General features: G+C 72.4%; 21 protein-coding genes. 8 read left to right on the top strand and 13 right to left on the bottom strand.

The features are described from left to right. Positions 1 to 33: 33 nt before the first annotated feature. On the bottom strand, positions 34 to 1,434 hold the full coding sequence (locus KM427_RS01375; RefSeq protein WP_215526001.1) for an MFS transporter: 1,401 nt from the start codon (positions 1,432 to 1,434) through the stop codon (positions 34 to 36). 64 nt (positions 1,435 to 1,498) lie between these two features. On the opposite strand from KM427_RS01375, the gene KM427_RS01370 reads away from it, so the two are divergent. Next, positions 1,499 to 2,359: a GTP-binding protein LepA gene (locus KM427_RS01370; RefSeq protein WP_252274937.1), complete on the top strand. Its 861-nt coding sequence runs from the start codon at positions 1,499 to 1,501 to the stop codon at positions 2,357 to 2,359. 13 nt (positions 2,360 to 2,372) lie between these two features. Further along, positions 2,373 to 3,296 carry a cadherin-like domain-containing protein gene (locus tag KM427_RS01365; RefSeq protein ID WP_215526000.1) on the top strand — a complete coding sequence of 308 codons (924 nt, stop codon included), beginning with the start codon at positions 2,373 to 2,375 and terminating at the stop codon, positions 3,294 to 3,296. A gap of 154 nt (positions 3,297 to 3,450) precedes the next feature. On the opposite strand, the gene KM427_RS01360 is transcribed toward KM427_RS01365, so the two are convergent. The 5 genes from KM427_RS01360 to KM427_RS01340 form a co-directional block, all read right to left on the bottom strand. Then, complete coding sequence (locus KM427_RS01360; protein WP_215525999.1) at positions 3,451 to 4,233, bottom strand: ABC transporter ATP-binding protein; 783 nt, start codon at positions 4,231 to 4,233, stop codon at positions 3,451 to 3,453. 34 nt (positions 4,234 to 4,267) lie between these two features. After that, positions 4,268 to 5,029: an ABC transporter permease gene (locus KM427_RS01355; protein WP_215525998.1), complete on the bottom strand. Its 762-nt coding sequence runs from the start codon at positions 5,027 to 5,029 to the stop codon at positions 4,268 to 4,270. Continuing rightward, positions 5,029 to 6,042, bottom strand: coding sequence for an ATP-binding cassette domain-containing protein (locus KM427_RS01350; RefSeq protein WP_183595529.1), 1,014 nt, complete (start codon positions 6,040 to 6,042; stop codon positions 5,029 to 5,031). Before KM427_RS01350 ends, KM427_RS01355 begins: the two co-directional genes overlap by 1 nt. A gap of 120 nt (positions 6,043 to 6,162) precedes the next feature. Then, positions 6,163 to 6,933 (bottom strand): maleylpyruvate isomerase family mycothiol-dependent enzyme, encoded by a 771-nt coding sequence (locus KM427_RS01345; protein ID WP_252274934.1) that lies wholly within the window; start codon positions 6,931 to 6,933, stop codon positions 6,163 to 6,165. A gap of 18 nt (positions 6,934 to 6,951) precedes the next feature. Then, positions 6,952 to 7,584 carry a PadR family transcriptional regulator gene (locus KM427_RS01340; protein ID WP_252274932.1) on the bottom strand — a complete coding sequence of 211 codons (633 nt, stop codon included), beginning with the start codon at positions 7,582 to 7,584 and terminating at the stop codon, positions 6,952 to 6,954. Positions 7,585 to 7,626: 42 nt separating this feature from the next. On the opposite strand from KM427_RS01340, the gene ppgK reads away from it, so the two are divergent. After that, on the top strand, positions 7,627 to 8,391 hold the full coding sequence (gene ppgK, locus KM427_RS01335; RefSeq protein WP_183595531.1) for a polyphosphate--glucose phosphotransferase: 765 nt from the start codon (positions 7,627 to 7,629) through the stop codon (positions 8,389 to 8,391). A gap of 107 nt (positions 8,392 to 8,498) precedes the next feature. Here ppgK and KM427_RS01330 read toward each other — a convergent pair whose 3' ends face one another. Continuing rightward, positions 8,499 to 8,960 carry a MarR family transcriptional regulator gene (locus KM427_RS01330; protein WP_215525997.1) on the bottom strand — a complete coding sequence of 154 codons (462 nt, stop codon included), beginning with the start codon at positions 8,958 to 8,960 and terminating at the stop codon, positions 8,499 to 8,501. A gap of 62 nt (positions 8,961 to 9,022) precedes the next feature. On the opposite strand from KM427_RS01330, the gene KM427_RS01325 reads away from it, so the two are divergent. Continuing rightward, positions 9,023 to 11,047 carry an MMPL family transporter gene (locus tag KM427_RS01325; protein ID WP_215525996.1) on the top strand — a complete coding sequence of 675 codons (2,025 nt, stop codon included), beginning with the start codon at positions 9,023 to 9,025 and terminating at the stop codon, positions 11,045 to 11,047. 114 nt (positions 11,048 to 11,161) lie between these two features. Further along, positions 11,162 to 14,938 (top strand): 5'-nucleotidase C-terminal domain-containing protein, encoded by a 3,777-nt coding sequence (locus tag KM427_RS01320; RefSeq protein ID WP_215525995.1) that lies wholly within the window; start codon positions 11,162 to 11,164, stop codon positions 14,936 to 14,938. A 617-nt stretch (positions 14,939 to 15,555) separates the two neighbouring features. Here KM427_RS01320 and KM427_RS01315 read toward each other — a convergent pair. After that, on the bottom strand, positions 15,556 to 16,932 hold the full coding sequence (locus KM427_RS01315; RefSeq protein ID WP_183595535.1) for an NAD-dependent malic enzyme: 1,377 nt from the start codon (positions 16,930 to 16,932) through the stop codon (positions 15,556 to 15,558). Between the two features lie 109 nt (positions 16,933 to 17,041). Between KM427_RS01315 and KM427_RS01310 the strand changes: the two genes are divergently transcribed. Further along, positions 17,042 to 17,635, top strand: coding sequence for a TetR/AcrR family transcriptional regulator (locus KM427_RS01310; protein WP_183595536.1), 594 nt, complete (start codon positions 17,042 to 17,044; stop codon positions 17,633 to 17,635). 40 nt (positions 17,636 to 17,675) lie between these two features. Further along, positions 17,676 to 20,000: an MMPL family transporter gene (locus KM427_RS01305; protein WP_215525994.1), complete on the top strand. Its 2,325-nt coding sequence runs from the start codon at positions 17,676 to 17,678 to the stop codon at positions 19,998 to 20,000. Here the strand turns inward: KM427_RS01305 and KM427_RS01300 are convergent. From KM427_RS01300 to KM427_RS01280, 5 genes are all read right to left on the bottom strand, one after another. Next, the gene (locus KM427_RS01300) at positions 19,993 to 20,631 is read right to left on the bottom strand and encodes a hypothetical protein (protein WP_215525993.1); all 639 of its coding nucleotides are present in this window, start codon (positions 20,629 to 20,631) and stop codon (positions 19,993 to 19,995) included. The two genes, KM427_RS01305 and KM427_RS01300, sit on opposite strands and share 8 nt — an antisense overlap. Before the next feature lie 35 nt (positions 20,632 to 20,666). Beyond that, the gene (cls, locus tag KM427_RS01295; RefSeq protein WP_252274930.1) at positions 20,667 to 22,157 is read right to left on the bottom strand and encodes a cardiolipin synthase; all 1,491 of its coding nucleotides are present in this window, start codon (positions 22,155 to 22,157) and stop codon (positions 20,667 to 20,669) included. Positions 22,158 to 22,224: 67 nt separating this feature from the next. After that, entirely contained in the window at positions 22,225 to 22,545 is a 321-nt protein-coding gene (locus KM427_RS01290; RefSeq protein WP_215525992.1) for an SHOCT domain-containing protein, read from the bottom strand. Positions 22,546 to 22,557: 12 nt separating this feature from the next. Further along, a complete protein-coding gene (locus KM427_RS01285) occupies positions 22,558 to 22,983 on the bottom strand; it encodes a DUF6325 family protein (protein WP_183595540.1) in 426 nt (141 codons plus the stop codon). Positions 22,984 to 23,120: 137 nt separating this feature from the next. After that, positions 23,121 to 23,321, bottom strand: a complete 201-nt coding sequence (locus tag KM427_RS01280) for a DUF8691 family protein (RefSeq protein WP_183595541.1) — start codon at positions 23,319 to 23,321, stop codon at positions 23,121 to 23,123. A gap of 362 nt (positions 23,322 to 23,683) precedes the next feature. Here KM427_RS01280 and KM427_RS25395 point away from each other — a divergent pair, with 362 nt between their 5' ends. Next, complete coding sequence (locus tag KM427_RS25395; protein WP_252274928.1) at positions 23,684 to 26,164, top strand: LuxR C-terminal-related transcriptional regulator; 2,481 nt, start codon at positions 23,684 to 23,686, stop codon at positions 26,162 to 26,164. The last annotated feature ends 27 nt before the right edge of the window (positions 26,165 to 26,191 follow it).

The following is a 26,191-nucleotide window of genomic DNA, read 5'->3' as shown; positions in this document are numbered from 1 at the left end:
CTCATTTCGGGATGCGCACCAACGTCGGCGAGTCTAGCGCTCCGGCTCCCGGATCGTCACCCACGAGATCAGGCCGCCAAGGGCCAGCAGCACGGCACAGATCAGCATCGCCGAGGAGTACGCCGCGTCGAGGGCGACCGGGTCGGCGTACTCCTCCCCGCCGAGCCCCACCGCGACCGGCAGCGCGGCGACCGCCAGCAGCGAGCCGGCGCGGGCCACGGCGTTGTTCACGCCACTGGCGATGCCGGCGTGCTCGTCGGCCGCCGCGGCCAGCACGGTCGCCGTGAGCGGCGCGACCATCAGCGCCAGGCCGAGGCCGAACACGGTCAGCCCGGGCAGCACGTCGCGCCAGTAGCTGACGTCACCGCCGACGCCGAGCAGCAGCAGCGTGCCCACGGCCATCGTCAGCGGCCCGAACGTCATCGGGATCCGCGGCCCGATCCGGGTGCCGAGCCGCCCGCCGCGCTTGGCCAGGAACAGCATGCAGACGGTGATCGGCAGCGTGGCCACACCGGCCTCGAGCGCGGTGTAGCCGCTGACCGTCTGCAGCTGCAGCACCAGGAAGAACAGCACCGCACCGAGGGCGGCGTAGACGACGAGCGTCATCGCGTTGGCGGCGCTGAAGATCCGGTTGGCGAAGATGCCCAGCGGCAGCATCGGGTGGTCGCTGCGCCGCTCGTCGACGACGTACGTCGCGCCGGCGAGCACCGCGATCACCACCGCCCAGGGCGCCCCGGAGCCGCCCCACTCGATCAGCGCGTAGGTGATGCCGCCCAGGAAGAGCGCCGCCATGGTCGCGCCGACCAGGTCGAAGCGGCGCGGCGCCTGGGGGTCGAGCGTCTCGGGGACCGCCCGCTGCGCGATCACCACGGTCACCGCCGCGATCGGCAGGTTGATCAGGAAGATCCAGCGCCAGCTGACGTACTCGACGAGCCCGCCGCCGACGAACGGGCCGATCGCCGCGGCGATGCTGCCGAGGCCCGACCAGGCGCCGATCGCCGCGGCCCGGTCGGCGCGGACGAACGCGCCCTGGATCATCGCCAGGCTGCCGGGGGTGAGCAGCGCGGCACCGCCGCCCTGGAGCACCCGGGCCGCGATCAGCACCTCCGCGGTTGGCGCGAGGCCGCACAGCAGTGAGGCCAGGGCGAACCAGACCGTGCCGACGACGAACATCCGGCGGCGCCCGTAGCGGTCCCCCAGCGACCCGCCGAGCAGGATGAAGCTCGCGAGGGACAGCAGGTAGCCGTTCGAGATCCACTGGAGCTGGGCGAGCGAGGCGTCGAGGTCCTCGCCGATGGTGCGCAGGGCGACGTTGACAACGGTCCCGTCGAGCATGGTCATCCCGGAGCCGAGCACCGCGGCTGCGACGACGGCCCGTCCCGTCGGCGTGCCGAGACGAACTCCTCCCGGCCCGGATCCGGCGACGTCGGTCACACGGATGACGGTATCGGGGACATCCCCGATGAAGGCTCCCCTAACCTCCCCCTAGGATTTGGCAATGGCACGCGCGTCGATGACCGAGGCGAGACTGGCCGAGCACGTCGACCGGCTCGGCCACGAACACCCGCCGATCGACCTGGCGTCGGTCGACTACTCGGTGCGCCGGCCGGAGGCCTTCAACGAACGGTTCGGCGACGTGCTCGACTACATGGCCCGGGTCGAGCTCGAGGTCGACCGCAACGTCCTCGAGCTGGCCGCGCTGCTGCCCGACCCGCCGGAGATCGACCGGCGCTTCTACGCCGAGGTGTGGCAGCCGCAGGAGACCCGCCACGGCCTGATCCTGGACCAGCTCCAGGTCGAGCTCGGCCGGCCGCCCGCCGAGGTCGACCTGACGTCGGTCGGCGTGAAGATGCGGATCCTCGGCGCGTTCGCGCACCTCGACGCCTTCCAGGACGTCTGCCGGATGCTCTACTACCTGACCGGCATGGCCACCGAGCGCTCCGCCGTGCTCGCCTACAACCTGCTCCACGAGGGCGTCGCCGAGATGGGCGAGGACGCCGTCGCGACGACCGTGATCGCGCCGATCAAGCGCCAGGAGCCCGGCCACTACGCCTTCTACCAGCTCTCGGCGCGCGGCCTGTGGGGGCAGCTGGCCCGGTGGCAGAAGTGGCTGGTGCGCCGGATGCGCAGCTTCTCCTTCGCGCCCGTCGGCGCCAACGACGACGAGCAGAAGGCCGACTTCGGCGAGCTGATGCGCACGCTCCGCATCGACGAGGACTCCGACGACTTCGCCGGCCAGATCTCCCGGGTCGAGCGCGAGCTGCTGTGGGCGCACCGACGCGGGCTGGCGGTGCCGCCGTACGTCGCGAAGGCGTTCCGCGAGGCGGTCGAGCTCGCCCGGCTGCGCCGCACCGGCTAGTACCGTGCCGGGCATGACGCTCCCCGGACGGCGCCGGCTCGGCGCGATCGCCGTCGCGATCGCGTGCGCGCTGGCCCCGCTCGCGCTGCCGTCCCCGGCGGCCGCCGCGAAGCGTGCCGTGACCAATGACCGCTACACCGGCACCGAGGACACCGTGCTCCGGGTGAAGGCCCCGCAGGGAGTGCTCGCCAACGACCGCATCCGCCGCGACGTGCGCCGGCTCGTCGTGGTCAAGGCCCCGCGCCACGGCACGCTGAAGCTGGGCCGGCGCGGCGCCCTCCGCTACCGGCCGGCCCCGAACTGGTCGGGCCGCGACACCTTCCTCTACCGGGCCGTCGACAGGCAGGGCCGCCGCAACGTCGCGGTCGTGCGGATCGAGATCAAACCCGTCGACGACCCGACCACGACGGTCGACGACGTCGCCACCGTGCTCGAGGACGGCGTCGTCACCGGCAACGTCCTCGCCAACGACTCCGACATCGACAGCAAGCTGGCGATCCTCGAGCACAACGCCTCCCGGGCGCCCGGATCGTTCACGATCCGCCCCAACGGCGACTGGACCTACGCGCCTGCCGCCGACTGGAACGGCCTCGCCGTGGTCGGCTACGCCACCACCACCGGCGCCCTCGGCACGCTGCGGATCACGGTCACGCCGGTCGACGACCCGACCGTCGTGGTGGACGACTTCGCGGCCGCTGTCGCGGGCGGCCCGATGGTCACGGGCAACGTGCTCTCGAACGACATCGATGTCGACTCGGCCCTGAGCGTGGTCGACGACGCCTTCTCCGGCCCCGGCGACTGGGGCATCGATCCGGACGGCACCTGGCGCTACACGCCAGACCCGGTCGAGGGCGGCATCGTCACCGTCACCTACACCACCAACACCGGCGCGGTCGGCACGCTGCGGATCGAAATCACCGCGCCGGAGTCCGACTAGCCGCGCAGCCCGCCAGGTCCCGGAGGGGAGGACGACTTCTCGGGCGATCCTGGCACTTCTGGGGGTGTTGCAACACCCGAGAAGTGCCGGGATACCCGGTGCACCGGGTATCCCGGCAAAGACCGGCGGCGCCTCCGACTAGCCCTCGTCAGGCTCAGGCGCGGGCGTGCCACCGGCCGTCGTCGTCGCGACGCACCCGGATCGGGTGGTCGAAGGCCGCCGACACCAGCTCGGTGGTGAGGACGCCGTCGACGGGGCCGGCCGCGACCAGCCGGCCGTCGCGCAGCAGCGCGGCGTGGGTGGTCGCGGGCGGCAGCTCCTCGAAGTGGTGGGTGACCATCACCGTCGTCAGCCCCGCGATCCGGGTCGGCAGCTCGTCGAGGGTGCGGATCATCTGCTCGCGCGCCGCGACGTCGAGGCCCGTGCTCGGCTCGTCGAGGAGCAGCAGCGGCGGGTCGGTCATCAGCGCCCGGGCGATCAGGGTCCGGCCGCGCTCGCCCTGCGACATCGTGTGCCAGTGCGGGGAGGTCGGGACGTCGACGCCGAGCGTCTTCATCATCAGGTGCGCGCGGTCGAGCTCGTCGGTCGTCGGCTCCCAGCGCGGCACCCGCTCGATCGTGCCGGTGATGCCGGTGAGCACGACGTCCTCGACGGTGAGGTCGGAGCGCAGCGGGTGCCGGGGGTTCACGAACCCGATCGACCGGCGCAGCTCGCGCAGGTCGATCTCGCCGAGCCGGTGGCCGAGCACCCGGACCCATCCCCGGCTGGGGAAGGTCACCGCGCCGCAGAGGTTGAGCAGCGTGCTCTTGCCGGCGCCGTTGGGCCCGATCAGCGCCCACTGCTCGCCGGACCCGACCTCGAGGTCGATGTCGGCGAGCAGCGGGCGGCCGTCGCGGACGAAGGTGACGTTGTGGAGCTCCAGCGCGGGTGTGGTCACTCGCCCACGGTAGGCGCCGAGGCGGGCCGCGCGGTCAGGCGTTCTCCTTGCGGAACGTCGCGGTGCCCCACCAGGTGCCGAGCGCGGCCAGCACCGCCGCCCAGGCCGCACCCCAGAAGACCGTCGAGGTGCCGAAGTCACCGGCGAAGGAGCCACGCACCGCGTCGACGATGTAGCGGAACGGCATGAAGTCGCTGATCTTCTGCAGCCACTCCGGCCCGATCGTCATCGGCAGCAGGATGCCGCTGAGCAGCAGCACCGGCATCATTACGATGTTGATCACCGGCGCCATCACGTCCTCGCTCTTGGTGGTCAGCGCCAGAGCGTTCGACGCGGCGGCGCACGCGCCGCCGACCACGAGGGTGATGAAGATGCCGAGCAGCACGCCGCCCACCGATCCGCGCATGCCCATCAGGTAGCCGAGGCCGACCAGGATCAGCGCCTGCACGAACAGCTGGATGACGTCGCGCATCAGCCGGCCGACCAGCAGCGCCGTCCGGCTGGCGGGCGTGACCCGCTCGGCCTCGATGACACCCTCGCGCCACTCCCCGATCAGGCCGAAGCCGGCGAAGAACGCCCCGAACATGCCCAGCTGCACCAGCAGTCCCGGCACCAGGAAGGTGTAGGCGTTGTCGGTGCCGGTGTCGAAGGAGCCGACCAGCGGCTTGAGCAGCGGGCCGAACAGCACCAGGTAGAGCACCGGCTGCATGATCCCGATCAGCACCCAGGCCGGGTTGCGCAGGTTCATCCGGATCTGACGCCGGAAGACGATGTTGCTCTCACGCACGAACGCCATCAGGCCACCTCCTCCTTCTGCTCCGGCTCGCCCTCGGACGACGAGGCCTCGCCGGCCTCGGCGTCGCGCAGGGACCGGCCGGTGAGGGTCAGGAACACGTCGTCGAGCGTCGGCCGGAGCACCTCGATCGAGTCGAGGACGACGCCGGCGGACCCGAGGTCGCGCAGCAGGCTCGGTACGACGCGGCCGGCCCGCTCGACCCGGCCGCGGACGCGGCGCCCGTCGGTCTCGACCGCCTGCCCGATCGCGCCGAGCCGCTGGGCGGCCACCGCGACCTGGTCGTCGGAGGCCACCTCGAGGTCGACCAGGTCGCCGGCGACCTGGGCCTTGAGGTTGTCGGCGGTGTCGCTCGCGACGATCCGGCCCTGGTCGATGATCACGATCCGGTCGGCGAGCGCGTCGGCCTCGTCGAGGTAGTGCGTCGTGAGGAAGACCGTGGCGCCGTGCGAGGTGCGCAGGCTCTCGATGTGCTCCCACAGGTTGGCCCGCGCCTGCGGGTCGAGCCCGGTGGTCGGCTCGTCGAGGAAGACCAGCGTCGGGTCGTGGATCAGCCCCATCACCACGTCGAGGCGGCGCTTCTGCCCGCCGGACATGTTCTTGGGCATCCGCTTCCACAGCCCGTCGAGCTGGAGCCGCTCGAACAGCTCCTGGCCACGGCGTACGGCGTCGCCGCGCGCCATGCCGTAGAGCATCCCGTGGTCGACGACCTCGTCGCCGGCGTACGCACCGGAGAAGGTCGAGCCGACCTGCGAGACGTAGCCGATGCTCCGGCGCACCTGCACCGGCTCCTTGACGACGTCGTAGCCGGCGACCGTGGCGGTGCCGGCGGTCGGGCGCAGCAGCGTGGTCAGCATCCGCAGGGTCGTGGTCTTGCCGGCGCCGTTCGGGCCGAGGAAGCCCACGACCTCGCCCTCGGCGACGTCGAGGTCGACGCCGTCGACGGCACGGACCTCCTTGGCCGCCTTGCCCCGTCCGGTGTGGAAGGTCTGCACGAGTCCTCGTGCGGTGATCATCTGGTCTCCTATGTTCAAACTTGAATAGAAGTGTTCAACATTGAATACCCGGCCGTCAAGCCGCACCCCGGACCGACCCGCCGCCGCGGCCGGACTCATCGGTCCGGTCGGCCCCGGCCGTCAGCTCCACGTCACGGCGGCGCGCTCGCTCCATCCGGGACCGAGGTCGGGGCGCACCGAGCGGTTCCACAGGGCGAGGTAGAGCTCGACCGCGGTGCCGGTCAGCTCCCAGTCGGCGGGCGGCAGCTGCGGGACCGGCCCGGTGCCGCGCTCGGTCACGGCCGGACGCGGGCCGATCCGCACCAGCCACCAGTCCGGCGCGTCGTCCGGGGCGACCACCAGCACGGCGTCCTCGTCGCAGCGCAGCCGCGAGACCGGCCGGGTCACGAACCCGCCGAGCATCTCGTCGATCCCGTCGGTGGCCAGCTCGGTGCCGATCCAGGTCTCGGCCGGGTCCGGCCGCCGCCCGAACACCGCGGACAGGGCGTCGACGGCGTGCATGGTCGTCTCGTGACACTGGCGCCGAGCCCAGAACTCCCGTGGCCGGGGCGCATCGTGGAGGTACACCGGCGCCCGGACGTCGTCCGGCGCCCCGGCGATCGCCTCCACCAGCTCGATCGCCCCGTCGCGCAGCCACTCCAGCGGGTCCTCGGCCGCGCGGCCCTCGGCCTCGAGCGCGTCGGCGTCCCGGTCGAGCGGCCGCTCGCCGCGCAGCAGGCCGGCCGCCCAGCGGTGCACCATGGCCTGGTGCGCGACCAGGTCGCGCACCGTCCACCCGGGGCAGGTCGGCACGGGAGCCGCGAGTCCGGCGCGGTCGGCGTACCGCACGAACGCGACCATCGCGGCGCGCAGGCCCTCGAGATGCTGGGCCAGGGGAAGCTGGGTGGGCACTCCCCGAGGGTGGCACGGCTACCGGTCGAGAAGCGCGCGATATTTCTCCCGGTCGGCGTTCATCTGCCAGCCCGGGTCGTCGGCGGGCGGGGTCCACGAGCCGTCCTCCGGAGACACCGGCAGGGTGCCGTCGCGGAGGTCCTGGATGGTCTCGCGCAGCCAGGCCAGCTCCGCCACGGCGAGGTCCAGCCAGAGCAGCATGGTCCGGGTGGCGTGGGGCGGCGCGGCACCGGTCCTGGCCTCGACGAACTCCGCCACGGTGCGCTCGAGCTCGACCCGCCGGGTGGTCAGCGACCGCAGCACGGCGGGCTTGTCGAGCAGCGGCAGCATCGAGAACGCGACGTTGAACGCCGTGCGCTCGTAGGGGTTCACGGTCTCGAGCGCGTCGACCAGCAGCCGGTCGAGCTCGGTCCGGCCGGAAACGGTCAGCTCGTAGACCGCCACCTCCCGGCCACCGTCGACGAGGTCGTGCCGGCGCAGGTGCCCCTGGCCGGTCAGCGTGGTCAGCCCGTGGTAGATCGAGCCCGGGTTGGTGTGCGCCCAGCGGTCGACATGCCACGACAGCAGCTCGCGCCGGATCTGGTAGCCGTTGACCGGCTCGAAGAGCGCGACCGCCCCCAGGAGCAGCATGCGGGTCTCCTGGCCGGCCATGACCGGAGTCTAGGAGTCGTCCCGGAGTCATAGGGTCGGGCCATGGCGTCCTCAGGCACGAACGAGCAGCCCTTCGGGATCGACTTCGGCGGCACCGGCATCAAGGGCGCGCCGGTCGACCTCGAGATCGGCGACTTCGCCGGGGAGCGCGAGCGGCTCCGGACCCCGCATCCGTCGAAGCCGCAGGTGATCGCCGAAGCCTTCGTCGAGCTGCTGGCGAAGTTCCCCGACTGCCGCGGCGCCGTCGGCGTGACCGTGCCCGGCGTCGTCCGCCACGGGGTGGTGCACTCGGCGGCCAACATCGACAAGGCCTGGGTCGGCACCGACGCCGACCGGCTCTTCACCGAGGCGACCGGGCGCGACGTGCACGTCGTCAACGACGCGGACGCCGCGGGCCTGGCCGAGGTGCGGTACGGCGCGGCGCGGGGCCGGTCGGGGCTGGTCATCGTCACGACGCTCGGCACCGGCATCGGCTCGGCGCTCGTCCACGACGGCGTGCTGGTGCCCAACTCCGAGCTCGGCCACCTCGAGATCGACGGCCACGACGCCGAGTCCCGGGCGGCCAACAGCGCCCGCGAGCGCGAGGAGCTGTCGTGGAAGCACTGGGCCAAGCGGCTCACGGCGTACTACCGGACGCTGGAGCGGCTCTTCTCCCCGGAGCTGTTCGTGGTGGGCGGCGGGGTCTCCAAGGAGTCCGACGAGTTCCTGCCGCTGCTCGACCTCGACACCGAGATCATCCCGGCGCAGCTGCGCAACAAGGCGGGCGTCGTGGGTGCCGCGCTCTACGCCTCCGAGGGCGGCGGCTGAGCGGAGACGCGTCAGCGGATCCGCTGATGGTGGTCGAGCGAGCCGCGCGACTGAGGAACGAAGTCGCGACTGGCGTGTGTCGAGACCTGACGAGCAGACCTGCCAGGTCAGTCGGCCTCCAGGTGTTCGAATGCGGCGATCGCGCCGCGCAGGTACCGCTCGACGACCGCGCGCTCCTCGGCAGTGAACGACCGGTCGAGCCGCTCCAGCTCGCGGAACATCGGCAGCAGCTGGGTGAGCACCTCCTCGCGGCCCGAGGGTGTCATCTCGACCTGGGTACGCCGCCGGTCGGCCTCGTGCGGGGTCCGCCGGACGTGGCCACGCTGCGCCAGCCGGTCGACCAGCCCGGTCGCGGCCGCGGTGGTGACGTCGAGGATCCGGGCCAGCTCACCCGGACCGAGCGCCCCCTGCGTCAGGTGCTCCATCGCGACCAGGTCGCTCTCGGACAGACCCGCTCGGCGCGCGATCACGTGCCGCAGCCGGCCGCCCCGCTCGATGGCCTCGCGCAGCGCCCTCAGGCTGCCGGCCGGCTCCCAGCGGTCGGCGAACGCGGTTGCGGGTCCCGCCATTTCATCTCACCTGCTTGATTGCTAATTTAGTTAGCGATTCTACGCCTGCCCCGGGAGGGACCGTGTCCGCCACGTCGATCATCGCCGGTCGCCGCACCGCCTGGGCGTTCGCGGTGCTCCCCATCCTGCTGGCCCTCACGGTCATCGGCGGGGTCGGGGAGGCCGGACACCAGGCGGACGCGCGCGACCTGCTGCCCGACGGCGCCGACAGCACCGTCGCCGCCTGGCTGGTCGACGAGCTCCCGGAGGAGACCACCGAGGCCGCGATCGTGCTGTGGACCGCCGACGAGGGCGAGCTCGGCGATCCCGCTCTCGACGCGATCGGGGTCCAGGCCGACGGGGACGTGGTCCGCTCCGAGGACGGCACCGCGGTCGTCACCGTCGTCCCGGTCGAGGCCGGCGACGCCGACCAGGTCGGGCAGCGCGTCGACGACCTCCGCGAGCGGCTGCGCGCCGAGGCCCCCGACGGCGTCACGGTGCAGGTGACCGGGCCCGCGGGGATCCACGCCGACCTCGGCAAGGTCTTCGACGGCGCGGACCTGCGGCTGCTGCTCGCCACCATGCTGATCGTCGCCGTCCTCCTGGTGGTCACCTACCGCAGCCCGGTGCTCTGGCTGGTCCCGCTGGTCGTCGTCGGCCTGGCCGACCGGGTCGCCGTGGTCGCCGCGACCCGCGCGCTCGACGCGGCCGGGCTGCCGTGGGACGGCACCACGACGGGCATCCTCTCGGTGCTGGTGTTCGGCGCGGGCACCGACTACGCGCTGCTGCTGATCTCGCGCTACCGCGACGAGCTGCGCACCACGACGTCGCGGCACCGGGCGATGTCGCATGCGCTGCGGCGTACGTCGGAGGCGGTCCTCGGCAGCGCGACCACGGTCCTCCTCGCCGTGCTCACCCTGCTGCTCTCGCTGACGCCCGCGACCCGGGGCCTGGGCCTCGCGTGCGCGGTCGGCATCGTAATCGCGGCGGCGTTCGCGCTCGTGATGCTGCCGGCCACCCTGGTGCTCTTCGGGCGCTGGATCTTCTGGCCGATGGTGCCGCGGCACGGCGACCTCGCCGCCGCCGAGCGCAGGACAGTCTTCCAGCGGATCGGCCGGCTGGTCTCCCGGCGTCCGGCGACCGTGGTGACGGGGACGCTGGTGCTGCTGGCGGTGCTCGCGACCGGCCTGGCCGGCATCCGGATCGGCCTCGACCAGGCCGACCAGCTCCTCGACGAGCCGGAGGCGATCACCGCGGCGGAACGGCTGGCAGAGTCGTTCCCCGCCGGCACCGTCGAGCCGACCCAGGTGGTCACTCGGAGTCCGGGCGGCCGGGTGCTCGACACGGTCGCGAGCACCGACGGCGTCGCGTCCGCCCGCGTCTCCGCCTCAGGCGCCAGCATCACCCAGATCGACGCGGTGCTCGCCGCCGACCCCGGCTCCGCCGACGCCCGGGCCACCGTCGAGCGGCTGCGCGACGCCCTCGACGACGTCCCCGACACCCACGTCGGGGGCAACGAGGCGGAGGCGGTCGACGCCCGCGCCGCCGCGGAGCGCGACCTGTCGGTGATCGTGCCGCTCATCCTCGGCATGGTGCTGCTCGGGCTGGCGGTGCTGCTGCGCTCGCTGCTCGGACCGGTGCTGCTGGTGCTGTCGGTGGTCGCGACCTACGTCGCCGCCCTCGGCGCCTCCTGGTGGATCTTCACCGAGGTGCTGGGGTTCCCCGCGCTCGAGGTGAAGATCCCGCTCTTCGCGTTCCTCTTCCTGGTCGCGCTCGGCGTCGACTACAACATCTTCCTCGTCACCCGCGCCCGCGAGGAGGCCCGCGGCCACGGCTCGCGAGAAGGCATGCTGCGCGCGCTCACGGTCACCGGCGGCGTGATCACCAGCGCGGGCATCCTGCTGGCGGCCGTCTTCGCCGTCCTCGGCGTGCTGCCCCTGGTCGCGCTCGCCCAGCTCGGCACCATCATCTGCATCGGGGTGCTGCTCGACACGCTCGTCGTCCGCACGCTGCTGGTCCCGGCCGCGGCGGTGCTGCTCGGCGACCGGTTCTGGTGGCCGGGCCGGGTGGGTCCACCGACCGGCGACGTACCCGATTTGGGGCATTGACGGTCACGGACCGGTCACGAGAGGTTCGACCCCATCGGGGGAGCCGCAACTCGGAAGGCGCCATCCTCACGACCCTCCGGGCCGGGCTCCACGCTTCGGGCCTGGGAGGGTGCCGTGAACCGCTCACATCGTCGATCCGCCGTCCTCGTCACCGCCGCCGCGCTGGTCGCGGCCGCCGCGGTGCCGTCACTCGCCATCGGCTCCACCCAGGCGGCGCCGGCCGCCGCGACCCACGGCCGCGGTCACGACCCCGGCCACCATCCCGGGAACGGGCACGGGAACACCCAGCAGAAGGCGGTCTACTTCGCCTCCGACGGCCTGCGCCAGGATCTCGTCGAGAAGTACGCCGACCAGGGCGTGATGCCGACGATGAAGTCGTTCCTCAAGCGCGGTGTCAAGGCGCGCGGCAACGGGATGCTGACCCAGGCACCCCCGAACACCGGCGCCGGCTGGTACACGATGGCCACCGGCGCATGGCCCGCCGTGACGGGCTCCACCAACAACACCTTCCACAAGAACGGCGACCCGTTCGCCAACCGCACCGCGGCCTTCGACCCGGGCGTGCTCCAGGCGGAGTCGATCGCGCAGTCGGCCGAGCGCGGCGGGCTCAAGGTCGCCCAGGTCGAGTGGGCCGGCGGGCGCAACGCCTCGATCCAGGGCCCGACGATCGACTTCCAGACGTTCCACTCCGGGCGGGGTGTCGCCACCAACTTCATCGGCCGGGCCGGCGAGCCGATCTTCGACGACGCGGCGTTCATCCGCTCCTTCGGCCTGCAGTTCGACCACCCCGACGGGTACGCCGGCCAGGCGCCGTTCCCCGGCGCGGCGCCCACGCCGGCCACCGGTTGGACCGACGTGCCCACGTCGTACAGCCCGGCCCGCGAGATGCGGCTGCGGGTGCTCGACGGCACCGTCGACAAGTACGGCCTCAACGCCTACCTCTACGACAGCCGCAACGACCACCGCACCCGCTACGACCGGGTGCTCTTCTCCACCACCAAGAGCGGCGCGGACACCGTCGGCGACCTGCGCGAGGGGGAGTGGGCCGACGTGAAGGTCACCCTCCAGGGCGGCGCGCTCGACGGGAAGACCGCGGGCATGCTGGTCAAGGTCGAGACGCTCGCCCCCGACCTCTCGCGGGTGCGGCTCTTCCACACGTCGGTGAGCCGCGCGATCGCGAGCTGGCCGACCTGGCCGGGCGAGCCCGGCTACACCGACCCCCAGCAGTTCGACGAGTTCCTCGCCGCGGAGTTCCCGACCTCGACGGCCGCCGACTTCGCGATCCTCGAGTCCGGCATCACCAGCGAGGAGACCTACGTCGAGCAGGGCCTCTACTGGTCGACCGGGCACTGGCCGATGCTGAAGTACGTCGCCCGCACCTACCGGCCCGACCTGCTGCTGGTCGGCATGCCGACGACCGACGAGTTCCAGCACCAGTTCCTCGGCCTGGTGAGCAAGCGGCTGCCGAACGGCCAGCGCAACCCGGCGTACGACGACGTCGACCTCGACGGCGTCCCCGACGGTCGGGTGCGGGAGCGCGCGGGGTTCATCCGCGAGGCCTACCGGGAGTCCGACCAGACCCTGAAGCTGGCGCGGTCGCTGGTCGGCAGGGACCCGACGACGTTCGTCGGCTCCGACCACGGCTTCGCACCGCAGTTCCTCGCCATCGACGCCAGCCTGCCGCTGGTCGAGATGGGCCTGCTGTCGCGGCCGCAGACGTCGAACTGCCGCCCGGCCACCGGCGAGACCATCGGCAAGGCCAAGGCGTGCTGGGCCGGCGGCGCGCTGCAGATCTACCTCAACCTCGCGGGTCGCGACCCCGCGGGAGGCGGGTTCCAGCAGGTCGCGGCCGCGGACGAGGCCGCGACCGTCGCGGCGATCAAGGCCACGTACCTCGGCCTCACCGACCCGAACGACTGGACCCACGACGGCCGGCCCGAGGGCTGGAAGGTCATCGACCGCGCCTACACCAAGGCGGAGGCACGGCACATCCCCAACGGCCCGGGCAGCACCGCCGACATGGCGCACCCGACCCGCACCGGCGACCTGGTCGTCTTCTCCTACCCGCCCTACCAGTTCGACGCCGAGACCCCGGGCACGCTCGTGGCGCCGTCGCACTTCTTCGGCCAGCACGGCTATGTGCCCGACGTGCAGGTGCTCGACGCGAACGTCAACATGCGGGCCACGTTCCTGGCCGGCGGCCAGGGCATCGCGCACCGGACGGTGACCGCGCGCTCGATCGACCTGGCGCCGACACTGGCGTTCCTGCTCGGCATCCCCGAGCCGCAGCACAGCCAGGGCCGGGTCCTGCTCGAGGTCGCCGACGGCGGACACCGGTACACCCCGGTGCCGATCGTCGGGCTCAACGACTTCCACGGCCAGCTCGACCCGACCACCCGCGCCTACGACAACGCCATCAACGCCCGGGTCGGCGGCGCGGCGTACCTCGCGACGATGTTCGACGAGGACCTCGACGCACTCCCCGGCCAGGGGCTGATCCTGGCCGGCGGCGACAACGTCGGGGCGTCGCCGCCCAACTCGGCGCTGCTCCAGGACAAGCCGGCGATCGACGTCGAGAACGCCTGGGGCCTGGACGCGACGTCGTACGGCAACCACGAGTTCGACTACGGCGTGAGCCGGCTGCTCGAGCACCAGGCGCGGGCCCACTTCCCGTTCCTGGCGACCAACATCGTGGACGCGACGACCGGCAGGGCGCCGCCCTGGGTGACGCCCTCGAAGGTGTTCCGGGTCAACGGCGTGAAGGTCGGCGTGATCGGCGCCGGGCTCGAGGAGACTCCCGAGCTGGTCTCCGCCGGCGCGACCGCCGGCCTGGAGTTCCTGCCGGAGGGTCCGCGGATCAAGGCCGAGTCGGAGCGGCTGCGTCGACAGGGTGTGAAGGTCCAGATCGTGGTGATCCACCAGGGCACCGCGAGCGGGACCAACCCGACCGGCAACACCCCGGGCACGCCGTGGGACGGCCCGATCCTCGGCATCGCCGACCAGCTCCAGGGCACGACGGTCGACGCGATGATCGTCGGCCACACGCACCGGGTCTCGAACCTGATGCGCGGCCACATCCTGATCACCGAGGGCGTCAACGCCGGCGCGACGTACTCCGTGCTCCAGCTGATGGTCAAGGGCGGCGACGTCGCCTGGGCCGGCGGCGCGACCAGGGTCGCCAAGAACGTCGGCGTGACCGGCCGGGCCGACGTGCAGGCGATCATCGACCAGGCGAACGCCGACACGGCGGTGCTGCGCAACCAGGTCATCGGCACCCAGGTCGCCGACATCCTGCGCGACCCGACCCGGCTGCACGAGTCCGCGATGGGCAACCTGGTCGCCGACGCGATGCGGCTGAAGTACCCCGGCGTCGACGCGGCGTACACGAACTCCGGCGGTCTCCGCGCGGACCTCGTGTGCTCACCGCCGAGCGCCAACGAGGCGCCCTGCGAGATCACCTGGGGCGAGATGTTCGCGGTGCTGCCCTTCGGCAACCGCACCACGATCCTCACGCTCACCGGGGCGCAGCTGCGCACGGCGTTCGAGAACGGCTTCTCGCCGGTGTGCAACTCCGCGATCGCGACCGGCCGGTTCCCGCAGATCTCCGGGCTGCGCGCGACCTTCCACTGCAACGGCACCACCCCGGTCGTCGACGGCATGTGGAAGACGCCGGACGGCATCGGCGGTGCCCAGACGCCCATCACCGACGGGGACTCGGTGCGGCTGGTCACCAACGACTTCATGTACACCGGTGGCGACGGCTACACGATCTTCGGGCAGGGCACCGACGTGCTCCAGCCCGGTGACGACCTGATGCAGGTCGCCACCGACTACGTGACCGCGAACTCGCCGGTGAACCCGCAGGTGGAGGGGAGGGTCACGCAGAACTGACCGACCGATCGGTGGTTGAGGTGCGAGGCGCGCCAGCGCCGAGCCTCGAAACCACCGTGGACCACGCGACTCACGGTGGTTGAGGTGCGAGCGGAGCGAGCCTCGAAACCACCACTCACGATCAGCCCACTCGAGGCTGCTTCTCAGCTCACCGGGTTTCGAGGCTCCTCCGCTCGTCCCTCGCTCCGGAGCACCTCAACCACCGCCGCCCAAAGGCCGCCCCGACACGGTGGTTGAGGTGCGAGCGGAGCGAGCCTCGAAACCACCACTCACGATCAGCGCACTCGAGGCTGCTTCTCAGCTCACCGGGTTTCGAGGCTCCTCCGCTCGTTCCTCGCTCCGGAGCACCTCAACCACCGTCGGCTCCTCCGCTCGTTCCTCGCTCCAGAGCACCTCAACCACCGCCGCCCAAAGGCCGCCCCGACACGGTGGTTGAGGTGCGAGCGGAGCGAGCCTCGAAACCACCGCGAACCACGCGACGACTCCCGGGGTAGAGGCTGCTGCTCAGCTCACCGGGTTTCGAGGCTCCTCCGCTCGTTCCTCGCTCCGGAGCACCTCAACCACCGTCGGCTCCTCCGCTCGTCCCTCGCTCCGGAGCACCTCAACCACCGTCGGCCTCAACCACCGTCGCCGCGGATGGCGGCGGCGACCGCCTTGGGCACGTCGGGGTGGAAGACGGTGGGGATGATGAAGTTCGGGTTGAGCTCGTCGTCCTTGACCACGTGGGCGATCGCGTCGGCCGCGCGCAGCAGCATGTCGATGGTGACCTCGGAGGCGCGGGCGTCGAGGAGGCCGCGGAAGACGCCGGGGAAGGCCAGCACGTTGTTGATCTGGTTGGGGTAGTCCGACCGCCCGCTGGCGACGACGGCGGCGTACTTGTCCGCCTCGGCCGGGTCGACCTCGGGGTCGGGGTTGGCGAGCGCGAAGACGACCGGCTCGGGGGCCATCTCCTTGATCCACTCCGCGTCGAGCACGCCAGGGGCGCTGACGCCGATGAAGACGTCGGCGCCCGCGAGCACGGTGCGCAGGTCGCCGCGGACCCGGCGGGGGTTGGTCACCGCCGCGAGCTCCTGGTGCACCGCAGGCAGGTCGTCATCGGCCGACAGCGCTCCGTTGCGGTCGACGACCACGACGTCGATGGCGCCGGCGGCGAGCAGCAGGGTGACGATGGCGGTGCCGGCCGCACCGCCTCCGGACACGACGACGCGGACGTCGGACAGCGACTTCTTCACCACGCGCAGCGCGTTGGTCAGCGCCGCGAGCACGACGATCGCGGTGCCGTGCTGGTCGTCGTGGAAGACGGGGATGTCGAGCGTCTCGCGCAGCCGGCGCTCGATCTCGAAGCAGCGGGGCGCGGCGATGTCCTCGAGGTTGATGCCGCCGAAGCCCGGCGCGATCATCTCGACCGCCCGGACGATCTCCTCGGTGTCCTGCGAGGCCAGGCAGATCGGCCAGGCGTCGATGTCGGCGAACCGCTTGAACAGCGCGGCCTTGCCCTCCATCACCGGCAGCGCCGCACCCGGGCCGATGTTGCCCAGGCCGAGGACGGCGGAGCCGTCAGTGACCACCGCGACCGAGTTGCCCTTCACGGTCAACCGCGGGATGTCCTCGGGGTTCTCCGCCAGCGCCGTGCTGACCCGGCCGACGCCGGGCGTGTACGCCATCGACAGGTCGTCGCGGTTGCGCAGCGGGACCTTGGAGGCGACCTCGATCTTGCCGCCGATGTGCAGCAGGAAGGTCCGGTCGCTGACCTTGTAGACCGTCACGCCGCCGACGGCGTCGACCGCCTGCTCCAGCAGCCCGGCGTGGTCGGCGTCACTGGCCGAGCAGGTCACGTCGACGACGAGCCGGTCGTGGCTGGACTCGGCGACGTCGATCGCGGTGACGATGCCGCCGGCCTGGGAGATCGCGGTCGCCACCGCACCGACCACCCCGTGATCCGGGGCCGTGTGCAGACGCATGGTGATCGAGTACGACGAGGTGGTGGCGGCCATGCTTCGCACTCTCTCCCCGCGCGCGGGTCACCGGCAAATCGGGTCGCCGACGGAGACCCGATCGGCGTCGATTTTGCACTTCATTAGCTGAAGTGCAAACATGCACTCCATGGTCGAGAGTGCAACGACACTCCGCGAGCAGCGGCGGTGGGACACGAGTCACCGGATCACGGTCTGCGCCCAGGCGCTCACCGCCGCGCACGGCCTCGACGGCTTCACGATGGAGGAGCTGGCCGAGGCCGCCGACGTCTCCCGCCGCACCCTGTTCAACTACTTCCCCAGCAAGACCGACGCGGTGCTCGGCGCCGCACCCGAGCTGCCCGACGCCGACGTCGACACGTTCCGCGCCGGCGGTCCGAGCGGCAACCTGATCGACGACCTCACCGAGCTGGTCCGCATCGCCGTGTCGGTCAAGCGGCCCGAGCGGGACGAGGCCGGGCGGGCGCGGCGCATCCTGGCCACCGAGCCCCGCCTCCTCGCCGCGGCGCACCAGCGCTTCGAGGCGATCACCATCGAGTTCACCGAGCTGGTGCTCGAGCGCGAGGGGGCCGACTTCGGCGCGTCCCGGGCGCGGCTGCTGCTGCGCCTGCTCCTGGCCCTGCTCGACGTCGCCCTCGATCACTTCATCGCCGACGACGGCGACCGGTCGCTGGTCGAGCTCTTCGAGGAGCAGCTTCGCGACGCCCGCGCCCTGCTGGGCTGACCGACCCTTCCCCACACCCACCACACAGGAAGCCCCACCCATGGCCACCCTGCTCTACCGACTCGGCAAGACCGCCTACCGGCGGTGGCCGGTCTTCATCGCCGCCTGGGTCGTCGCGCTGATCACCGTCGGCTCCGTCGCCGCCGGCTTCGCGAAGCCGATGACCGACTCCTTCTCGATCCCGGGCATCCCGTCCGAGAAGGCCGCCGATCTCCAGTCCGAGCTCTTCCCCGCGAGCCAGGACGCCTTCGACGAGGCCACGGTGAACGTCGTGGTCGCCGCCCCCGAGGGCCACACCCTCGCGGACCCGGCCTACGAGCGCGAGGTCGACCAGCTGATCCGTGACCTCGCGGCCCTGCCGCAGCTGCCCGACGACGCCCAGCTGGTCAACCCGGTGGCCGCCGCGGCGCAGCAGGAGCAGCAGATCCTCGGCGCCGCCCAGGAGTCCGGTACGCCGGCGAAGGTCGCCCGGGCGAACGCCGACGCCCTCTCGCCGCTCTCCCCGGACGGCCGGGTCGGGCAGATCAGCTTCCGGTTCGACGTCGACACCGTGGCGGACGTCGAGCTCTCGACGATCACCGCCCTCGACGAGGTGATGGCCGAGCACCGGGCGGACGGCCTGCAGGTGGAGGCGAACGGCTCCGGCTCGGCCGGCATGACCGAGCTCGACGGCACCTCCGAGCTGCTCGGCATCGCGGTCGCCCTCGTCGTGCTCGTCCTCACCTTCGGATCGCTGATCGCCGCCGGGCTCCCGATCCTCACCGCCGTCTTCGGCGTCGGGCTCGGCATCACCGGCATCACCGCGATGACGGCGTTCACCGACATCGGCTCCACGACGCCGATGCTCGCGACGATGATCGGCCTCGCGGTCGGCATCGACTACACGCTGTTCATCCTCGCCCGCTACCGCACCGAGCTGCACCACACCGAGGACCGGGAGGAGGCGGTCGGCATCTCGGTCGGCACCGCCGGATCGGCCGTGGTCTTCGCTGGCCTCACCGTGCTGATCGCGCTCGCCGCGCTCGCGGTCGTCCGGATCCCGTTCCTCACCACCATGGGCCTGGCGGCGGCGGTCACCGTGCTGATCGCGGTGCTGGTCGCGCTCACGCTGCTACCGGCCGTGCTCGGCCTGCTGCGGTCGAAGGCGTTCGCCGGCCGGGTCCGCCGCTACGCCCCGCATCGCGAGCCCGACGGTCAGGTGCTGAACAACGGCGTCCGCTGGGCCCGGCTCGTGGGCCGCAAGCCGGCCGTCGTCGCCCTCCTGGCGGTCGTAGGCCTCGGCGCCCTCGCGGTCCCGCTCACGGGGCTGCACCTGGCCTTCCCGACCGACTCCACCGCGGCCGCCGACACTACGCAGCGCAAGGCCTCGGACCTGGTCGCCGACGCGTTCGGTCCCGGCCGGGACGCGCCGCTGCTCGTCGTGGTCGACGGCCGCGGCATCGACGACCCGCAGGACCAGCAGGCGGCGTACGGCGCGGTCACCGAGTGGGCCGCCGGCCAGGACGGCGTGGCCAACGCGCAGGTCGTGGCGATGAACCCGGACGGCACCGGCGCCCAGATCCTGGTCACGCCGACCACCGGTGCCGAGGACACCGCCACCGAGGGCCTGCTCCGCGACCTGCGCGACGGTCAGGCCGGGGTCGAGGCCGACACCGGCACCCAGATCGGCGTGACCGGCCTGACCGCGATCACCACCGACGTGTCGGAGCGGCTCAGCGACGCGCTGCCGATCTACCTCGCCGTGGTCATCGGGCTCGCGTTCGTGCTGCTGATGCTGGTCTTCCGCTCGGTGCTGGTGCCGCTGACCGCCACCTTCGGCTTCCTGATGTCGGTGCTCGCGACGCTCGGAGTCACGGTCGCGGTCTTCCAGGAGGGCGCGTTCGGCCTGCTGGAGGGCCAGCCGATCGTGAGCTTCATGCCGATCTTCCTGATCGGGCTCGTGTTCGGCCTGGCGATGGACTACCAGGTGTTCCTGGTCAGCCGGATGCGCGAGGCGCACGTGCACGGCATGACCACCCGCGAGGCGGTCGTCGACGGCTTCCGCAACTCCGCCCGGGTCGTCACCGCCGCCGCGGTCATCATGATCTCGGTCTTCGCCGCGTTCATCCTGATCGACGAGCCGATCATCAAGTCGATGGGCTTCGCACTGGCGATCGCCGTGCTGTTCGACGCCTTCGTGGTGCGGATGGCGCTGATCCCGGCGCTGATGTACCTGCTCGGCGAGCGGGCCTGGTGGCTGCCGCGGTGGCTCGACCGGCTGCTGCCCAACGTCGACGTCGAGGGCGAGCGGCTCGACCGGCCGCACCTGCGCGACCCGTCGTACGACGACGAGCTCGAGGAGCTCGCCGCGCGGGGCATCAGATGAGGCGGGCGTGCACCTGGGCGGCCTGCTGGTGGCCGACCGGGTTGCGGTGGCCGTCGAGCAGCACCAGCACCGACCGGTCGGCGAGCTCGATGACGACGCGGTCGTCGCCGAGCTCGGCGACCTCGCCCCGGACCAGGTAGGTCTCGCCCTCGATCCGGTCGAGGGCGACGCCGGGCGGGCACCGCTCCACGTCGCCGACGGCGATCGCCCGCAGCTGGGGGCGACGCCGCCCGCCGTAGCGCCAGAGGAGCAGCGCGACCACGACCAGCAGCACGTCGGCGATCAGCGTGATCACCAGCAGCGCGCTGCTGTCGACCTGCCCGTCCACGCGGTACGCCGCGGGGTCGCTCTCGACGACCCGCACGGTGATCTCGCCGGTGCCGACGGCGCGGTCGAAGGTCGCGGCGTCGACGTCGGCCGACCAGGTGCGCTGGTCGGGGTCGATGTCCTCGGGGAACCGGAAGGTGAGCAGGTGCTGTTCACCGGCGGTGCGGTGGTCGACGACCGTGGCCCCCACCTCGACGCCGCTGCGGTCCACCCGCAGGTCGGTCCACGTGGCGTGCAGCAGCGGCAGGTTGACCAGCACCGCGGCCAGCACGAGCACGAGCACGTAGCGGGTCCGACGCTTCACGGGGTGTCTCCCATAGGGCCCAGTATCCCGGCCGGTCACTGGATCGTGGCGGTGAGCCTCATCAGGTTGTCGACGTAGCGCTGACCGCGGCTGCGACCCAGCCAGGTGTCGAGCGTGAGCTCGGTCGACAGCGAGCGGTAGGTCGCCTGCACCTGCTCCAGCCGGGCCACGATCTCGCGCCCGGTCATCATCATCACGACCTCGTAGTTGAGCGCGAACGAGCGCATGTCCATGTTGCTCGACCCGACCACCGCGACCCGGTCGTCGACGGTGAAGTGCTTGGCGTGCAGCACGTAGGGCTCGGGGTAGAGCCAGATCCGCACCCCGGACCGCAGCAGCGCCTCGTAGTAGGAGCGCTGCGCGTGCGCGACCATGAACTGGTCGGCGGCGGCGCTCACGAACAGCTCGACGTCGATGCCGCGCTGGGCCGCGGTCGTCACGGCGTACAGCAGGGAGTCGTCGGGCACGAAGTAGGGGCTGGTCAGCGACAGCCGACGCTCGGCGGAGTAGAGCATGCTGTTGAACAGCCGCAGGTTGTTCTCGCTCACGAAGCCCGGGCCGCTCGGCACCACCTGCAGCCCGACGCCCGTGACCGCGCCGGGTCGCACCGACGGCGCGGGCGGTACGTCGGACACCACGTGCCGCAGGTCCTCGCCGGTCTCGGTGAACCAGTCCGTCGCGAAGACGACGTTGAGCTCCTGCACGGCGGGGCCCTCGACCCGCGCCATCAGCTCGACCCAGGCGCGACCGAGCCGGTGGTTCTTCGGCTTGTTGTAGCCCGCCTCGATCAGGTTCTGCGAGCCGCTGTACGCGACCCGGCCGTCGACGACCAGGATCTTGCGGTGGTTGCGCAGGTCCGGTCGGCGCACCTCGCCCTTCAGCGGCCGGATCGGGAGCATCGGCGCCCACTGGATGCCGGTGCCCGCCAGCTTGCGCAGCATCTCCTGGTACACCGGGATGCCCCGCGACCCGATGTGGTCGAAGAGGAAGCGCACGGTGACGCCCCGCTGCACCGCGCGCACCAGCTCGTCGAAGAACGGCGCGGTCACGTCGTCCCACGCGGAGATGTAGAACTGCACGTGGACGTAGCCCTCGGCGGTCGCGACCTCGCGGGTCATCGCCTCGACGCAGCCGACGTAGTCGTCGATCAGCTCGACGGTGTTGCCGAACGTCATCGGCAGCACGCCCAGCTCGCGGTTGAGGTGGACGAAGCCCTGCACCAGCGGGTCGAGCTCGGCCTGGCGCTCGGCGTCGGCGAGCTCGTCGAGCGGAGCCCGCGCCATGATCGCGGCGTTGACCTCGGCCTGCTTGGTACGCCGCTTGCGCCCGACGCTGGTGCGCCCGAACATCAGGAAGAGCACGAAGCCGAAGAGTGGCACGGCCAGGATCAGGATCAGCCACGCGAGCGCGGTCTGCGGCCGCCGGCCGCCGGGCAGCACCACCAGCGCGCACAGGATGATCGCGACGTCGACCGCGACCAGGATCGCACTCAGCGCCGCCCCGGGGGACGAGAGCCAGCCCGTCACCGCGTCGTCACACTCTCGTCGGGGTCGTCAGGGCCATCGGGGCCTCGTCCGCGTCGCCGGCCCGCGATCAGCCGAGGAGCTTCTGCTTGGCCGCGGCGAACTCCGCGTCGGTGAGCACGCCCTGCTGGTGCAGCTGGCCGAGCTCGCCGAGCTTGGCGATCAGGTCGTCGCCCCCGGCGGCCGGGGCGGCCGGGGCGGCCGGCGGCGCCGGTGCCTGCGCGGCGTACGCCTGCTCCTGCTGGTAGGCCTCGGCCTGGGCGCGCTGCTCGGCGCGCGCCGCCTGCCGTCGGTTGACCGCGTTGCTGGTCGCGGTCGCGGTGCCCGCGATCACCGCGGTGCGCGCCATGGTGCCGACCAGGCCGGGGCGACCCACACGTCGTCCGATCATCTTCCTCGCCTCTCAGTCCTGCGCGGCGGCCGCCGCGAACGCCAGCTCCACGTCCTCGACCGGGACGTGCGCGAACAGCCCGACCTCGGCCCCCAGCCCCTGCAACGCGTGCACGGTCCGCTTGGCCCAGACCTCCTCGTAGACGATCGCGATCCCGAGCTCACCCTCGCCGAGGGAGTCGACGAACACCTGGATGTCGAGGTCGTTGAGCAGGTCGTGGGCGTCGATCTCGAGCCCCGCCAGGCCCGGCGGGAGCTCGGTCTCCTCCTCGAGGTCCACCACGGAGACCGTGCCGTCCGCGGCGGGCAGCATCAGCACGCAGTCGACCAGCCGGATCACGCCGTCGTCGACCGGCTTGCGCAGCACGCTCGCGACGTCCGCCAGCGGTGCATCCGCCGGGAACGTCAGGAACAACACCTCGACCGGACCGTGCTCCATCCCCGCCCCACACTCCTCGCCTCGTGCTCCCAGTGCCCGTCCTCGTCGCAACGTCCCCAGCCGGGCGCGACGGCTCCCACCCTAGGCAGCGCGAGCACACCGCGACGTCACCCGACTCGGGTGAGCGGGTCGGCGGCTCAGTCCGGGATCGTGACGACCTCGACGACCGAGATGCCCAGCGAGTCGAGGAGGTTCAGGACGCCCTGCAGCTCCTGCTGGTCGGTGACGTCCCCGGTGAGCGTGGTGGTCACCGGCTGGGTGCGCGCGATCAGGTGCGGAAACGCCCCGCTGAGCTCGTCGGTCAACTCGGCGTCCACGCGGATCAGCATCCTGGTCATGGTCGCCCGTCACACCCCTGCCCTACCCCGCCCCAGCCCTGCTCCGACGGTAGGTGCCGGGATCGCCCACCGCCTCACCGGAAAAGGGCGACCCACCGGGCGGCGGCGCCGCCGAAAGTCGACGCCATCCGTCCGCGTTTGGTGCGGCCGGCAGCGCTTTCACGCAATACTGACCCCGTCCAGCGGCGGGTCGCTCCGGGGCGACCACCCACGCTCAGACAGGGCGCACGATGGCCAAGCCGATGTCGAACAGGGAGCGGCGCGGATCCACCGCGCAGATCGGCCGCGTGCCGTCGCTCCCCCGGGCCTACGTTCCCCGGCTGCGCCTGTGGAGCAGGTTGGACGCCGCCACGGAGTCAGCGGTGACCCTGCTGATCGGACCCGGCGGCGCCGGGAAGACCCTCGGCATGGCGGGCTGGCTGCGTCGCACCGGTCGGGCCGGCGACACCACCTGGATCGCCGCCGACACCGCCTGGAACGCCGAGCGGCTGCAGGTCCAGCTCGCGCGCCGCGCCGCGAACGGACAACAGGCACTCGTGGTGGTCGACGACGCCCACCGGCTGCCGATGCCGACGATCCGGGCGCTCGACGCGCTGCTCGACACCGACCCCGAGTCGTTCCGGGTGCTGCTGGCCTCGCGCTGGGACCTGCCGTTCACGCGCCTGGCGCCCGAGCTGCTCGGCCACCTGACCATGCTGCGCGGTGACCTGCTGCGCCTCGACGAGGACGAGTCGGCGGCCCTGGTCGCCGCCCACGCCCGCACCGACTCCCCCGACGTCGCCCGCGCGATCGCGCGGCGTACCCAGGGCTGGTGCGCCGCCGTGGTGCTCACGGCCCGCGCCGTCGGGGCGGCCCCCGACCCGCTCGCGCTCGCCCAGCGGTACGCCGAGGTCGGCCCCTCCGTCGCCGACCGGGTCGCCAGCGAGGTGTTCGCGACGTTGCGTCCGCACGAGCGGCACGTGCTGCTCTGCATCGCCAGCGAGCCGGTCGTCACGCCCGCGCTCGCCGAGCACCTCTCGCACGACGCCGCGGCCGGCACCATCCTCGCCGACCTCGGGGCCACCGGACTGCTGGTGACCCGGGTCGACTCGCACGAGTCCGACGACGGGGCCGACGGGGCCACCGGGGAGCGCTACGTCATCCACCCGCTGCTCGCGGAGGTGGTCCGCCGGCAGATCTCCTCGGGTGGCGAGGACGTGGTGCGGGCGGCCGCGACCGTCGTGCGCGCGGTGCAGCTCGACGTGGGCCGGGGGGTCGCCGAGCACGCCCTGCACCGGCTCGAGACGATCGGCGAGCACGCGGCCGCCGCGGCGCTGATCGCCGACGAGGGTCCGCGCCTCCTGCTGCGCGGCCAGGGAGACACCCTGCACGACTTCGCCGTCGCCCATCCGTCGGCCATCGAGGTCAATCCCGGCTCGTGGTTCGCGGTCGCGCTCGAGCGATGGCTGGTCGGCGACGTGCACACCGCCGCGCAGTGGCTGGAGCGGATCCTCTCCGAGCCCCAGCCCGAGACCTCGGCGGCGGTGCTGCACCGGGCCTGTGCCCGGGTGATGCGCGCCCGCCTCGGGCTCGAGCCGATCGCCACCGCGGTGGAGCACGCCCAACGGGTGGCGGCCGACCCCGAGCTCGCCGCCGCCGGGTCGACGGCCATGCCGATCCTGCTCTGCGAGCTCGCCGTCACCCAGAACTGGACCGGCGACCTGGTGGCCGCGGAGGCGAACCTCACCGACGCGATCCGGCTCAGCCGCACCCACGACCTCCCGGCGCTGGCGGTGATCGCGCTGTCCCACCTGGCCTTCACCGAGTACCTCCGTGGGCGCGAGAGCGCCGCCGCGGAGGTCGCCGAGCAGGTGCTCACCCTGGTGGCCGAGGGCGAGGTGGAGGCGCCGTACTCCGTGAGCCGCGCCCGCCTCGCCCTCCAGCTCGCGCGGCTGAGCGGACTGCCCCTGGGGGGCGGCGACCTCGACCTGGACGCCGACGACCTCGGGAGCCACGCGGCCGACCTCACCACCCGCTTCTGGATCCGCACCCGCCGTTCCCGTCTCGAGCTCGCGCACGGCTCCGTCTCGGCCGCGGAGCTCGCGCTCGAGGTGCCGCTCGAGACGCCGCCGCTGCCCGGGCACCTCGCGGTCGCCCTGCTGGTCGAGCGCGCGTTCCTGGCCAGCCTCTCCGGCGACGTCGTCCTGCTCGGGCGGCTCCAGGAGCAGCTGGTCGAGCTGGGCGCCACGGCCGAAGCCGCCCTGGTGAACGGGCTGCGCGCCGACCTCACCGGCGATCGCCGCGCCGCCGCCCGGCACCTCGCCGAGGCCGTCCGCGGGCCTGCGGTCGAGCAGCCCGCGGTGCGTGCCCTGGCCCTGGTGACCAGGGCACAGCTCCTCGACGGCCTCGGCGACGACGACCGGGCCCTGGGCGATCTCCGCGAGGCCGTGCGCGAGACCCAGCTGCGCCAGAACGCCGTGCCGTTCCTCGGCTGGAGCCGGCACGGCACCCCCGTCGCCGACCTGATGCGCCGGCTGACCGAGACCCATCCCGACCCCTGGCTGGTCGAGGTCGAGGGCGCGGTCGCGGGCCGTTCCGGCATCGTCAACCACTTCGGCCCGTCCACGCCACGGCCACGCGAGCGCGAGGACGCCCCGGCCGGGGCGATCCGGCCGACCCTCAGCCCGCGCGAGCGCGACGTGCTCTTCGAGCTGGCGCGCGGCTCGACGTACGCCGACATCGCCGCCAACCTGTTCGTCTCCGAGAACACCGTGAAGACGCACGTGTCGAGCCTCTACGCGAAGCTCTCGGTCAACCGGCGCAGCGCCGCGCTCGCGGCCGCCCGGTCGATGCAGCTGCTCTGACCCCGAGGCACGGTCCGCGTGGCCCCT

Origin of the sequence: Nocardioides sp. LMS-CY, from assembly GCF_018732145.1 — a bacterium.
GTDB lineage: Bacteria > Actinomycetota > Actinomycetes > Propionibacteriales > Nocardioidaceae > Nocardioides > Nocardioides soli.
The sequence above is the reverse complement of the archived record's forward strand: the minus strand, read 5'-3'. Positions and strand labels throughout refer to the sequence as shown.

What these genes read in the sequence shown, in the direction of transcription:
- KM427_RS01310 (WP_183595536.1), top strand. Translation starts at nt 17,042, where the DNA reads ATGGTCGAGAGTGCAACGACACTCCGCGAGCAGCGGCGGTGGGACACG.
- ppgK (WP_183595531.1), top strand. Translation starts at nt 7,627, where the DNA reads ATGGCGTCCTCAGGCACGAACGAGCAGCCCTTCGGGATCGACTTCGGC.
- KM427_RS01350 (WP_183595529.1), bottom strand. Translation starts at nt 6,042, where the DNA reads ATGATCACCGCACGAGGACTCGTGCAGACCTTCCACACCGGACGGGGC.
- KM427_RS01370 (WP_252274937.1), top strand. Translation starts at nt 1,499, where the DNA reads ATGGCACGCGCGTCGATGACCGAGGCGAGACTGGCCGAGCACGTCGAC.
- KM427_RS01355 (WP_215525998.1), bottom strand. Translation starts at nt 5,029, where the DNA reads ATGGCGTTCGTGCGTGAGAGCAACATCGTCTTCCGGCGTCAGATCCGG.
- KM427_RS01305 (WP_215525994.1), top strand. Translation starts at nt 17,676, where the DNA reads ATGGCCACCCTGCTCTACCGACTCGGCAAGACCGCCTACCGGCGGTGG.
- KM427_RS01330 (WP_215525997.1), bottom strand. Translation starts at nt 8,960, where the DNA reads ATGGCGGGACCCGCAACCGCGTTCGCCGACCGCTGGGAGCCGGCCGGC.
- KM427_RS01290 (WP_215525992.1), bottom strand. Translation starts at nt 22,545, where the DNA reads ATGATCGGACGACGTGTGGGTCGCCCCGGCCTGGTCGGCACCATGGCG.
- KM427_RS01365 (WP_215526000.1), top strand. Translation starts at nt 2,373, where the DNA reads ATGACGCTCCCCGGACGGCGCCGGCTCGGCGCGATCGCCGTCGCGATC.
- KM427_RS01340 (WP_252274932.1), bottom strand. Translation starts at nt 7,584, where the DNA reads ATGGCCGGCCAGGAGACCCGCATGCTGCTCCTGGGGGCGGTCGCGCTC.
- KM427_RS01280 (WP_183595541.1), bottom strand. Translation starts at nt 23,321, where the DNA reads ATGACCAGGATGCTGATCCGCGTGGACGCCGAGTTGACCGACGAGCTC.
- KM427_RS01285 (WP_183595540.1), bottom strand. Translation starts at nt 22,983, where the DNA reads ATGGAGCACGGTCCGGTCGAGGTGTTGTTCCTGACGTTCCCGGCGGAT.
- KM427_RS01315 (WP_183595535.1), bottom strand. Translation starts at nt 16,932, where the DNA reads ATGGCCGCCACCACCTCGTCGTACTCGATCACCATGCGTCTGCACACG.